Annotated in this window: 10 protein-coding genes; 6 read left to right on the top strand and 4 right to left on the bottom strand. The window is 67.2% G+C overall.

The features are described from left to right. Positions 1–79 precede the first annotated feature (79 nt). Together AC06FB_RS15515 and AC06FB_RS15510 are read right to left on the bottom strand one after the other, a co-directional pair. Positions 80–2,587 (bottom strand): ABC transporter permease, encoded by a 2,508-nt coding sequence (locus tag AC06FB_RS15515; protein WP_262101057.1) that lies wholly within the window; start codon positions 2,585–2,587, stop codon positions 80–82. Then, positions 2,584–3,231 carry an ABC transporter ATP-binding protein gene (locus AC06FB_RS15510; protein WP_111186297.1) on the bottom strand — a complete coding sequence of 216 codons (648 nt, stop codon included), beginning with the start codon at positions 3,229–3,231 and terminating at the stop codon, positions 2,584–2,586. Before AC06FB_RS15510 ends, AC06FB_RS15515 begins: the two co-directional genes overlap by 4 nt. Before the next feature lie 75 nt (positions 3,232–3,306). On the opposite strand from AC06FB_RS15510, the gene AC06FB_RS15505 reads away from it, so the two are divergent. The 3 genes from AC06FB_RS15505 to AC06FB_RS15495 all read left to right on the top strand — a co-directional run bounded on the left by AC06FB_RS15505 (position 3,307) and on the right by AC06FB_RS15495 (position 6,181). Then, positions 3,307–3,951: an arylesterase gene (locus AC06FB_RS15505; RefSeq protein ID WP_053516417.1), complete on the top strand. Its 645-nt coding sequence runs from the start codon at positions 3,307–3,309 to the stop codon at positions 3,949–3,951. Positions 3,952–4,039: 88 nt separating this feature from the next. Next, positions 4,040–4,753: a response regulator transcription factor gene (locus tag AC06FB_RS15500; protein WP_002811889.1), complete on the top strand. Its 714-nt coding sequence runs from the start codon at positions 4,040–4,042 to the stop codon at positions 4,751–4,753. A gap of 156 nt (positions 4,754–4,909) precedes the next feature. Then, a complete protein-coding gene (locus AC06FB_RS15495; protein ID WP_445393851.1) occupies positions 4,910–6,181 on the top strand; it encodes a sensor histidine kinase in 1,272 nt (423 codons plus the stop codon). A gap of 266 nt (positions 6,182–6,447) precedes the next feature. On the opposite strand, the gene AC06FB_RS15490 is transcribed toward AC06FB_RS15495, so the two are convergent. Then, positions 6,448–7,149, bottom strand: coding sequence for an SGNH/GDSL hydrolase family protein (locus AC06FB_RS15490; RefSeq protein WP_322523228.1), 702 nt, complete (start codon positions 7,147–7,149; stop codon positions 6,448–6,450). 212 nt (positions 7,150–7,361) lie between these two features. Between AC06FB_RS15490 and AC06FB_RS15485 the strand changes: the two genes are divergently transcribed. The 3 genes from AC06FB_RS15485 to AC06FB_RS15475 all read left to right on the top strand — a co-directional run bounded on the left by AC06FB_RS15485 (position 7,362) and on the right by AC06FB_RS15475 (position 9,965). Continuing rightward, positions 7,362–7,757 carry a diacylglycerol kinase gene (locus AC06FB_RS15485; protein WP_053516413.1) on the top strand — a complete coding sequence of 132 codons (396 nt, stop codon included), beginning with the start codon at positions 7,362–7,364 and terminating at the stop codon, positions 7,755–7,757. Positions 7,758–7,790: 33 nt separating this feature from the next. Continuing rightward, positions 7,791–8,540 (top strand): TerC family protein, encoded by a 750-nt coding sequence (locus AC06FB_RS15480; protein WP_004144462.1) that lies wholly within the window; start codon positions 7,791–7,793, stop codon positions 8,538–8,540. 264 nt (positions 8,541–8,804) lie between these two features. After that, entirely contained in the window at positions 8,805–9,965 is a 1,161-nt protein-coding gene (locus tag AC06FB_RS15475; protein WP_478053869.1) for an MFS transporter, read from the top strand. Positions 9,966–10,072: 107 nt separating this feature from the next. Here AC06FB_RS15475 and AC06FB_RS15470 read toward each other — a convergent pair whose 3' ends face one another. Then, positions 10,073–11,908 carry a hypothetical protein gene (locus tag AC06FB_RS15470; protein WP_478053868.1) on the bottom strand — a complete coding sequence of 612 codons (1,836 nt, stop codon included), beginning with the start codon at positions 11,906–11,908 and terminating at the stop codon, positions 10,073–10,075. Positions 11,909–12,199 lie beyond the last annotated feature (291 nt).

The raw sequence follows: 12,199 nt of genomic DNA, 5'->3' as shown, positions 1-12,199 counted from the left end.
CCGGATCCACGCATGGCGTGGATCTACCGCAAGGAAGGGTGCCGGGCTTGCCCGGCACGCCTTGCCGGGCGCGCCTGCGTCAGGCTTCGCGCAGGGCCAGGGCGGGCGGGGTATGCAGGATGCGCCGGGTGCCCCACCAGCCCGCCAGCAGGCTCAGCCCGATGCCGACCACGCCGCCCAGCAGCAGGCCCGGCCACGGCGGCAGCAGCGGCAGCTCGAACACCTTCTGCGACACCACCAGCCCGATCACGGCCGTGGCGCCCACCGCCAGCAGTGCGGCGAGCGTGCCCAGTGCTCCGAACTCGACCAGTACCGCACCGCGCAGCTGGCGCCGGGTCGCGCCCAGCGTGCGCAGTACCGCGCTGTCGTAGCGGCGCTCGCCGGCCGTGGCCTGCAGGGCAGCCAGCAGGACCAGCACGCCGGCCAGCAGGCTGAACACCATCACCAGCTGCACCGCCTGCGCCACCCGTTCCATCACGTCGCGCACCTGCGAGATCACCGCATCCACGTCCAGCAGCGACAGGTTCGGCTGTGCACGCACCAGTTCGCCCAGCCCGGCTGCCTGGCCGGCCGGCAGGTGGAACGCCGACAGCAGGTTGTGCGGGGTGTCGCCCACGGCGTTGGGATTCAACAGCACGAAGAAGTTCGGCCGGAACGTGTTCCAGTCCGCCTTGCGCACGCTGGTCACGGTGAACTCGCGCTGCTGCTCGCCCACGGAAATGCCGATGCGGTCGCCGGTCGAGACGCCGTAGCGTTTGGCCCAGCCGGTTTCCACCGAGGCTTCGGGCGCAGTGCTGTCCGCCTTCCAGAAGTGGCCCTCAAGCAGCGTATTGGCCGGCGGGAAGGTGCTGCGCCAGCTGAAGTTCAGTGGCCGGTTCTCGTCGTCGTCCTCGCGCGGGCCGTTTCCCCGCCCCTGGCCGTCCTGCGCCTGGTCCACGCGCACCGGGGGCTTGCCGTTGATCGCGATCAGGCGGCCGGTGGCCATCGGTTCGATGCTGGCATCGGCAGCACCCAGCGCGCGCAATGCTGCCAGCACGCCGTCGCGTTGTTCGGGCTGGATGTTGATCAGGAAGTAGTTCGGCGTGTTCTCCGGCAGGCGCTCGCGCCACTGCTGCAGCAGCCCCGGCCCGGTCACGGCCAGCAGCAGCAGCGCGCACAGCGACAGCGACAGGCCCACCAGTTGCATCACCGCCAGCATCCGGCGGCGGGTCAGGGCGGCCAATCCCAGCCGCCAGTTGCCGTGCAGGCGGTGCTGCAGGCTGCGCAGCACCTGCAGCAGCACGAAGCCGCCCAGGCCCGCCGCTGCGGCGAGAGCGGCCAGGCCACCCAGCACCCACAGGGCCAGTTTCAGGTCGCCGGTCACCTGCACGGCCAGCACCAGGCTGGCCAGCAGGGCGGCGACGTAGGCCAGCAGCGAGGCGGGCGGCAGAGCAGCGAAGGAGCGGTTGAGCACGCGCATCGGCGGCACGCCGCGCAGGCGCAGCAGCGGCGGCAGGCCGAAGCCGAACAGCAGCAACAGGCCGATGCCTGCACCGGTCAGCGCCGGTGTTGCCTGGGGCAGCGGCAGGCGCTGCGGTATCAGGCTGCCCAGCACCTGTACCAGGCTTTCCTGCGCGGCCATGCCCAAGCCGATGCCGAGCAGGCAGGCCGGAACGGCCAGCATCAGCAGCTGCAGTGCCAGGCCCAGCAGGATGTCGCGCTGGCGTGCTCCCAGGCAACGCAGGATCGCCACCTGGTCGATGCGGCGCAGGGCGAAGCGGTTGGCGGCCAGCGCGGTGGCAACGCCGGCCAGCAGCACCGCCAGCAGCGCGCTCAGGCCGAGGAAGCGCCCGGCCAGATCGAAGGCCTGGCGCACGCCGCGCTGGGTGTCATCCACGCTGAGCAGGCGCATGCCCTTCACCTGTGGCTGCAGCCATTGCCGGAACGCAGCGATCCGGTCGGCCGGCCCGGCGAACATCAGCCGGTAGCTGATGCGGCTGCCGGGACCGAGCAGGCCGGTGCCGTCGACATCAGCGCGATTGACCAGCAACGTCGGCGACAGCGTGAGGAGGTCGCCGCCGGCATCCGGTTCGGCCTCGATGATGCCGGCGATGCGCAGCGTACCGGCGCCGAACTCGAGGTCATCGCCGGCCTTCAACCCCAGCGCCTGCAGCAGGCGGGGATCGGCATAGGCCTGGCCCTGCGGCGGCATGCCGGCATCGTCGATCAGCGCACCACCGGGCGTGCTGCGTACCCGCAGCGTCCCCCGCAGCGGATAGCCGGCCTGTACCGCCTTGATGCTGGCCATCTGGCTGGCATCGCCCTGGAACAGCACGGTGCCGAAACTGGCCATGCGGGTGGATGCCAGTCCCCGCTGCCTGGCCTCTTCGGCGAAGGCGGCCGGCGGGTCGTCACGACCGGCGACGCCGAGGTCGCCGCCGAGCATCTCCGCAGCGCTGCTGGTCAGTGCCAGGTTGACCCGGTTCACCAGCGTGCCGACCGCGGTCATCACCGCCACGCCCAGTACCAGCGCGGCGAACACGGTCAGCAGGTCGCCGGCCAGGGCTTCGCGGCGCAGCGCGCGCCACGCATGCCGCAGCAGGTTCATGCGCGGGCCTCGTGCGCGACCGCCTGCAGGCGGCCGTTGTCGATGCGGTGGATGTGCTGGCAGCGCTGGGCCAGGCGCAGATCGTGGGTGACCAGCACCAGCGTGGTGCCGCTGCCCGCGTTGAGCTCGAACAGCAGGTCGCTGATGTGCTGGCCGGTGCTCTGGTCCAGCGAGCCGGTCGGCTCGTCGGCGAACAGGATGCGTGGCCGGGTGACGAAGGCACGCGCCAATGCCACGCGCTGCTGTTCGCCGCCGGACAGCTGGCGCGGGTAATGGCGGGCGCGATGGGCCAGCCCGACCTGGTCCAGCACGGCGTCCACCCGCGCGCGATCCTCGCGCCCGCCCAGCTCCAGCGGCAGGGCGACGTTCTCGGCGGCGGTCAGCGCCGGCAGCAGGTGGAAGCTCTGGAAGACGAAGCCGACCTCGCGCGCACGCAGCTGCGCGCGGGCTTCCTCATCCAGGCTGGACAGGTCGTGCCCGGCCAGAGCGATGCGACCGCGGCTGGGCAGGTCCAGCCCGGCGAGCAGGCCGAGCAGGGTGGTCTTGCCGGAGCCGGAGGCGCCGACGATGGCCACGCTGGTGCCTTCATGGACCGTCAAAGTGATGTTGTCCAGTATGTGGACTTCACCCTCCGGGCCATGCACGGATTTGCCGACCTGGTCGACGGCGATGGCGACGGGCGCGCTGCGGGGGGACAGGCTGTCGATGAGGAGACTCCAATGCGCAAGACGGGATGGAGCCGGCGAGCCGGCATGATGATGGTGCTGTTGCTAGGGTTCCTGCTGTTGCCCGGGCTGGCCTGTGCCAAAGGTCCGGCCGGTACCGTCCTGGTGCTCGGCGACAGCCTCAGTGCTGCCCACAATATCCCTGCCGATGCCGGCTGGGTCAGCCTGCTGCAGCAGCGGGTCAGGCAGCAGTCGAAAACGCCGGCGCGGATCGTCAACGCCAGCATGAGCGGCGAGACCACCGCCGGCGCCCTGACCCGGCTGCCGGGCCTGCTGGCGAAGGAGAAGCCGGACGTGGTGGTGATCGCTCTGGGGGGCAACGACGCCCTGCGCGGGCTGACCCCGGCGCAGGTGCAGGGCAATCTGGAAAAGATGGTGCAGGCCAGCCAGAAGGCGGGCGCCAAGGTGCTGCTGCTGGGCATCGATGTGCCACCGAATTACGGCCCGGCGTACCGCCAGCGGCTGGCGGCCGCCTACCGCGCGCTGGCCGACCGCTACGCTGTGCCGCTGCTGCCGTTCCTGCTGGAGGGGGTGGCCCTGCAGCCGGGGATGATGCAGGCCGACGGTCTGCACCCCACCGCCCAGGCCCAGCCGAAGGTGCTCGACAACGTCTGGCCCCTGCTCAAGCCGCTGCTCTGAGCAGCGGATCGGACCTCTTGACGGAACTTCACATTGCCTCCACCGTCGATCCGGCATGTTTCACAAAGCTGAAGTTAGAGGGAATCACATGCGTCAGACGAAGGAGACTTCCGGCTTGGTGCTGGTGGTCGAAGACAACCGCAACATCTCCGAGATGATCGGCGAATACCTGGAAGGTCGTGGCTTCGAAGTCGACTATGCACAGGATGGCCTGGACGGCTACCGGCTTGCGGCGGAGAACAGCTATGACGTGGTGGTGCTGGACCTGATGCTGCCGCGGCTGGATGGCATCGAAGTCTGCCGGCGGCTGCGCAACGACGCGCGCAAATCGACGCCGGTGCTGATGCTGACCGCGCGCGATACGCTGGACGACAAGCTCACCGGCCTGGGTTTCGGTGCCGATGACTACCTGACCAAGCCGTTCGCGATCCAGGAACTGGAAGCACGCCTGCGCGCGCTGATCCGCCGCGAACGCCGCCAGGTGGGTTCGGAAGTGCTCAAGGTCGCCGACCTGGTGCTCGATCCGGTCAGCATGCGCGCCACCCGCGCCGGCACCGAACTGCAGCTGTCGCCGATCGGCCTGCGCCTGTTGACGATTCTGATGCGCGAATCGCCGCGGGTGGTCACCCGCCAGGAAATCGAGCGCGAGATCTGGGGCAACGGGTTGCCGGATTCGGACACCCTGCGCAGCCATCTGTACAACCTGCGCAAGATCATCGACAAGCCGTTCGATCGCCCGCTGCTGCATACCGTGCAGAGCGCCGGCTATCGCATTGCCGACATCGCCCAGCCGATGGCCTGAGCAGGGACCGTGCCGGTGCAGCTGCAGGCCCGGTGCGGTAGCGGACGGGCAACAGGGCAGGGGATGACCGACCGGCAGTGTCGGCGGTCATCATCCCTGCACGACCACGGCGCGGTGCGCTGCCTATAATCGCAGCGCTCTGACCGGGACCCCGCAATGCCGCACGGCCTGCCGCGCAAGATCCGTATCGCCTTCATCCTGCAGGCAGTGCTGGCCAGCCTGGGCATCCTGCTGGGCGCATGGCTGGTGTCGCTGGTCATCAAGCACAGCCTGGTCGGTGCAGCGCTGCGCGAGGAAGCGGCGTATTACTGGACGCTGCACGACGCGTCCCCCGCACAGCCTCCCCCCAATACGCAGAACATCCGCGGCTACCTGCTGGAAAGCGGCCAGTCCGCGTTGTCGCTGCCGGCCAACCTGCGCGACCTGGAGCCCGGTTTCCACGAACTGCCGGCGGATGACCAGCTGGTCCTGGTCGATGTGCGGCCGGCCGGCCGCCTGTATCTGGTATTCCTGCGCTCACGCGCGGAAATGCTGGCGTTCTGGTTCGGCATCGTGCCGGTGTTGCTGACCCTGCTGGCGGTGTATGGCGCCAGCTGGATCACCTATCGCGCGTCCAAGCGTCTGGTATCGCCGGTGAACTGGCTGGCGCGGCGCGTGTCGCGCTGGGATCCCGGTCACCCCGAGGCAGCCGATCTGGAACCGAACAAACTGCCGGCGGACATGCAGGGCGAGACCCGGCAGCTCGCCGCGGCCCTGCATTCGCTGGCCAACCGGGTCAGCGCGCATGTCGCCCGCGAACGCAACTTCACCCGCGATGCCAGCCATGAACTGCGCACGCCGTTGACGGTGATCCGCGTGGCCAGCGACATGGCGCTGGGGGATGATTCCCTGCAGCCGCGCCTGCGCCGCAGCCTGCAGCGCATCCAGCGTGCCGGGCGTGACATGGAAGCGGTGATCGATGCCTTCCTGATCCTTGCCCGCGAGGCGGATGTCGAGCCGCAGGTCGAGCTGTTCGATGTCAACGACATCGTCCGTCACGAGGTGGACAACGCCAACGAACTGCTGGGTACGCGCCCGGTCGTGGTGCACCTGCACAGCGACGGACCGGTGAATCTGCATGCGCCGCCGCGGGTGCTGCAGGTGGTGGTCAGCAACCTGGTGCGCAACGCCTGCAGCTATACCGACGAAGGCCGCATCGACGTGCATGTGCGCGATGACCGGGTGGTGGTGCGCGACACCGGCATCGGCATGTCTGCCGAAGCCCTGTCGCGCGCGTTCGAGCCGTTCTACCGCGCCGACCCCAGTCGCCCGCAGGGCACCGGACTGGGCCTGTCGATCGTGCGCCGGCTGTGCGATCGCTTCGGCTGGAAGGTCAGCCTCTCCAGCGAACCCGGGCAGGGAACCGAAGCCACCGTGATCTTCCGCTAGAGGGCTCTTGCCGGGCGGCGCCCGGCACCCATCGAGGCAACATCAACATCAAATGCGGGCATTCCGCGGAATGGCGGGGCGGTGTGGGTTTGCAGGACACGCCGTGAACCCTTCCATGGGGGCTCGATGGCGCCATCCATGGCGCCAACGGTCCTGCAAACCCACACCGTCCCGCCTTCGACAGTTTCCCGCGATCCGCAGTAGTTCCACGCCATGCGTGGATGCCGGGGCGGTAGCGCCGGGCCATGCCCGGCGTGCGCAGTGTCTCAGTCGCAGGTCACCTTCGGTGCCAGCGCGCGGGTCCAGATGGCATATCCGGCGGGCGTCATGTGCAGCATGTCCTCACGGAACAGCGCGCGATCAGGCTGGCCGTCGGCGCCCAGCATCGGCGTGTAGATGTCGGTGAAGCCGGTGTTGGGCAGCCTGGCCAGCGCCGCCTTGACCAGCGTGTTGGCCTCGTTGATCGCCGGCAGCAGGTGCGCCCGTGACGGGCTGGGCTTGATCGACACGTATTCCACCCGGGTCTTGGGCAGGGCGCGATGCACGCGCTGCACGAAGGCGACCACATCGTCGCGCACCTGCACGGCGCTGCGGCCGCTGTTGAGGTCGTTGTCGCCGGCGTACAGGAAGACCTTGCACGGCGCGTACGGGATCACGATCTGTCCGGCATACCAGGTGCTGTCCCGGACTTCCGAGCCGCCGAAGCCCCGGTTGAACACCGGCTGGCCGGCGAAATCGGCCGCCAGGCTGTCCCACATCCGGAACGACGAACTGCCGATGAACTCGATACCACCACGAGGGGGCGGGGCGACCTTGTCGGCGGCGGCGAAGGCGGCCATGTCGGCGGCCCAGGCCACGTTGGAGACCTGCTCGGGAACGCGGGGCGACGGCGAGGGAACGCGTGCCAGCGCCAGCGGCGCAAGGGTCAGCAGGCCCAGCATCAGCAGAGCGGGACGGCGGTGGGACATCGTGCACTCCAGGCAGGAAGGAGGGAGCCATCATAGGAGGCGGGCGCGGCCCGCGCTTGTCCCCGGCAGGCCATTCGGCCCGACCGCGCGGAGTATGGCCGGCGGCCTTGTGGCAAAATGGCGGCTATCTGCCCATCCCTGTGCACCCATGATTCCCTGCCGTGCGTCTGAGCGGTCGCTGCGCCGCGCCCCTGTTGCTGGATGCTCCACCCGTGGCTGACCAGTTCGGCCACATGCCGCGCGGCCCGCGCCGCATCTTCCAGGCCGCGCGCTGGTCCTGGCAGGGCCTGCGGGCCGCCTGGCTGCATGAGTCCTCGTTCCGGCTGGAGGTCTACCTGCTGGTCCTGCTGACCCCGGTGGCGATCTGGCTCGGCCAGACCCCGGTGGAGCGCGCGCTGCTGATCGGCTCGATGCTGCTGGTGCTGGCGATGGAACTGGCCAACTCCGCCATCGAGGCCGTGATCGAGCGCTACGGCAGCGAGATCCACGAGCTGGCCGGGCGCGCCAAGGACATGGGTTCGGCCGCCGTGTTCGTGCTGATGATGAACGTACTGCTTTGCTGGGCCCTGGTCGTGGTCCCGCATGCACTGGCCGGCCGCTACGGCTGAACCCCCATTCCCCCACTGCCTTGAAGAGTTTCCATGTCCTTTGAGTTCCTCGCCGACCCCAACGCCTGGGTGACCCTGTTCACCCTGAGCGCGCTGGAAATCGTGCTCGGCATCGACAATCTGGTGTTCATCTCCATCGCGGTCAGCAAGCTGCCGGAAGAGCGCCGTCCCTTTGCGCGCAAGCTCGGCATCGCCGTGGCCTGCATCACCCGTATCGCACTGCTGGTGTCGCTGGCCTACCTGGCCCACATGTCCGCCAACCTGTTCACCGTGGCCGGCATGGGCATCTCCATCCGCGACCTGGTGCTGATCGTGGGTGGCCTGTTCCTGATCATCAAGGGTTACATGGAGATCAAGGAACTGATCACCGGTGGCGAAGACGAGAATCCGGCGACCAGCAAGGCGTCGGGCGTGTTCGGCATGGTCATCCTGCAGATCGCCATCATCGATATCGTGTTCTCGCTGGACTCGGTGATCACGGCCGTCGGCATCGCCGACCACATCCCGGTGATGGTCGCTGCCATCCTGCTGTCGGTGCTGGTCATGCTGCTGGCGGCCAATCCGCTGGGGCGCTTCATCGACGCCAACCCGACGGTGAAGATGCTGGCGCTGGCCTTCATCCTGCTGATCGGCGCGGTGCTGATCCTGGACGGCCTCGACGTGCACGTGCCCAAGCCGTACATCTACGCCGCGATGGGCTTCTCGGTGCTGGTGGAATGGTTGAACCTGCTGATGCGCCGTCGCGCGCGAGACCACCACGTGCCGGGCGCCGGCGACTGGTAAAGCGTATGACCTCGAACCCCCGGCCCGGCCGGGGGTTCTGCTTTGCGGGCCACCGCGTCCGCCGGGCATGACCCGGCGCTACCGGGGTACGCCACGCCTCGGGCAACGCCGGGCCATGCCCGGCGGGGGCTTTTGCCTGCAATGCCGGCGTACACCTTCACTTGTGAACCCGTATCAACAGTGTTTTCCCCGGACAAGGCTTAATCCGGTGCGGCAAAGCGCGCAGGCTACGCGCTCCCGATTCCCGCCCCCAGGAAGTCCCCCATGAAGTCCAGAGCCGCATTGCTGGCGCTTGCCGTCGGCGCCTTCGCCATCGGCACCACCGAGTTCGCCCCGATGGGCCTGCTGCCGGTCATCGCCGACGGTGTAGGGGTGGGCATTCCCACCGCCGGCATGCTGATCACGGCCTACGCCATGGGCGTGATGCTGGGCGCGCCGGTGATGACGCTGCTGATGGGGCGGTTCGGCAAGCGCACCGCGCTGATGCTGCTGATGTCGATCTTCGTGGTCGGCAACCTGCTGTCGACGCTGGCGCCGAACTATGGCCTGCTGCTGTTGTCGCGGCTGGTCACCAGCCTCAACCACGGTGCCTTCTTTGGTATCGGTGCGGTGGTCGCCGCCAGCCTGGTACCGAAGGACAAGCAGGCGGCGGCGGTGGCCACGATGTTCATGGGCCTGACCATCGCCAACATCGGCGGCGTGCCGCTGGCAACCTGGGTCGGCCAGCAGCTGGGCTGGCGCCTGTCCTTCGCCGGCACCGCAGTGCTGGGCGTAGTGGCGATCATCGCGCTCGGCCTGGCCCTGCCGGCCTCGGCACCGGGCCCGCGCCCGGACGTGCGCCGTGAACTGAAGGCGATCCTGCAGCCGCAGGTACTGCTGGCGATGGCCACCACCGTGCTGGGTGCCGGTGCCATGTTCACCCTGTACACCTATGTGGCACCGGTGCTGACCGAACTGACCGGCGCCTCCAATGCCTTCATCGCGATGTCACTGGCGCTGATCGGTATTGGCTTCACCGTCGGCAATGGCATCGGCGGGCGCATGGCCGACTGGTCGCTGGATGGCGCCACGCGGATCCTGCTGGCGGCGCTGGCCGCGTTGATGTTCGTCCTGCCGCTGGCCTTCATGAATCCCGTGACCGCGGCGTTGGGTGTGCTGCTGTTCGGCGCGGCGACCTTCGCCATCGTACCGCCGCTGCAGATCCGGGTGATGGAAGCGGCCACCGAGGCGCCGGGCCTGGCGTCGTCGATCAACGTGGGCGCGTTCAACCTCGGCAATGCCGTGGGTGCGGCGCTCGGCGGTGCGGTGATCAGCTCGGGCCTGGGCTACGCGGCCATTCCGGTGGCCGGTGGCCTGCTGGCGGCATCGGGCCTGCTGCTGGCGTGGCTGGGGCGTCCCCGCACTGCGGTGGCCGAAGCCTGCTGAGGGTGAGGCGGTGAAACGGCGGAGACGCTCCGACACCGGCACAACCTGCAACGCCCTGTTCGCCTTGCCGGCCCTGCAGAGACGACTGCGCGGATAGCCCTGACCAACTAGTGTTTTTTCAACAGCGCCTCGTCAGGGCTCCAGTTGTCGTCTGCACGGTCCTGCAGTGATTCCGGCACTGTCCAGATAAGTGCGCCGGAGTTCCCGTCGGCGAGTTGATGTGCATGGACCCAGAGCTCCGTCCCGGCTCGATTGAATGCGAGGGATCTCAATGCGATTCCCTCTGGAACGGTGAGGCGTGAGACGTGCTTGCCGGAATCCATCCGCCAGACATCGACGTAATGGCCCGGTGAAGCGCCTGTAGCCGCAATCGCGAGCAGCCTTCCACGAGCCGTGCGTGCCAGTGCTTGAGTACCGGTTTTTCGTTTCACCTCAAATGCCGCTTCCCCGGTGGAAAGACGATGAATGCGAAAAACCTTCCTCTGATCTGTTGGATCACGGGCCTCTTCGGCAACCCAGTCGCCCGCGGTGCTCCCCAATACCAAGCGTCCAGTGCCTCCGGACCTCAGTGGAAAGCTCCTGACCACATCGCCTGACGCAGGTGCAACACCGACCAGGCCACAACTTGTGAACCAGAAAAGTCCGTCACCCAGATCCGGTGCCGGACCTGAGGAGCAGGATTGCATGTAGCCAAAGACGCGCTGTCGCAAACGGGTTCTGTCGATCCAAAGCTCCTTCATCTCAATGGCTTGTCCTGATCCTGTGTCCATGATCCGCTCGGGGAAACGGTCCTCCGTCGCCATATGAGACTCCGAGTAAAGATAGGAATTGCCATCGCGATCGAGGTGCCATCGTTGATCCACGGTGCTCTGCATGCAATGGTCGCTTCGGATCGACCCGGTCGCGTTACCGCTGATCCGTATAGGACAGGAGGTGAGAATCTGTCGCGTCAGGCTTGGCTCGAGTGCTGTCAGAGCCCATAACCGCCCCTTTCGGTCGACCTTCGTCTCGATGACCTGCTGGCCTTCTCCCATCTGCCAGGCCGCGACGCCCTCGCCCTTCTTCGCGGCGATATAGCCGTATGAACTGTCGCTGCCTGACGGGATATGGAACTGATCATTGGACAGCGAACGAATCTGGCCAGAGTCGCTGCCGGGTTGAATCCCCTGGATTGGGAGCCATCGAAGCATCATCGTCGCGCCATCCTCGGGTGCGCGGGGGGCGATGTGCTGCACCGGTGGCTCGTCGCTTGAGTTGAACAGATTCGAGATGACATCCAGTGACGCTTCGGGGCCAGCGGGGAAGGTCGACACCAGCGCCCGCACCTGGGCTGAGAATTCCTGGCTGGCGCCGTTCTCTGTGATCAGCTGGGTTTCCCAGTGTGGGCGGGGGACAGCGGTGACCCCGGGAATGGATGCAAAGGCTTTCCATTTGACACGGCGTTGCTCCTGGCGCCGTTCTGCATACCAGAGCAGCGTCTGCGAAGGAGCGCCTGTCAGGTCCGTCAGGTCGATCAGAACAACGTGCTTATCGCCTGAACTGCTTCGCACAGCGTCAAAATTGGAACTGGAGAACGTCCGCCGATCCACAGTCAGATCAGTGAACGCGGCGCCTTTGGGATCGAGATCAGATGGAGACAGCTGTTCCAAGTAAGTACGCCAGCGCGATTGCTCTTCGGGCGAGATGATCCCCACCGATGCCGCCGCGTCAATGGCAGCAAGGTTCTGTGCAAAAGCGATTGCACTCTTCTCAGGGTGGAAGTGTCCGTAGACCTTCATCCAGTCCCGCTCCAGGTCCCCCAGGATAGGTTGAGTGTCATCCATCAGGCGGAATGAGCTGGAAAAATAGCTTCGCGTGCGTAGCGCGCTGCTGACCTCGTGCGTCGGCGCTGACACGATGTAGGCCTTGCCCATGAAGCTGTCACGCCCTACGTGAAGCAGCATGTCCCGAGCCTGGGTATCGTCTGGCGCGATGAGGACAGGCGCGGGCGTCGGAGTGACCCCCGTGGGGTCCCGGGTTGGCGGGGCGCAAGCCGTTGGCATGAGCAGAGCGATGATCGCTGCTGTTGGAAGGATTCTGTGCATGATTGAGGTCGATGTCCCCTCCCGACCGATGGCTGCTGAATCTGAGCGGGGCGGGCGGTTCAAGTGCAGGATCCGTGTACTATCTGATGCAGAATCTGCGTTGGGCCATGCAACAAGTACGAAATGGGCCCTTAATTGACCTGCGCGGGG

The sequence above is a fragment of the Stenotrophomonas sp. Steno-C15 genome (assembly GCF_056393265.1).
This window is presented reverse-complemented; position numbering and strand designations above follow the sequence as displayed.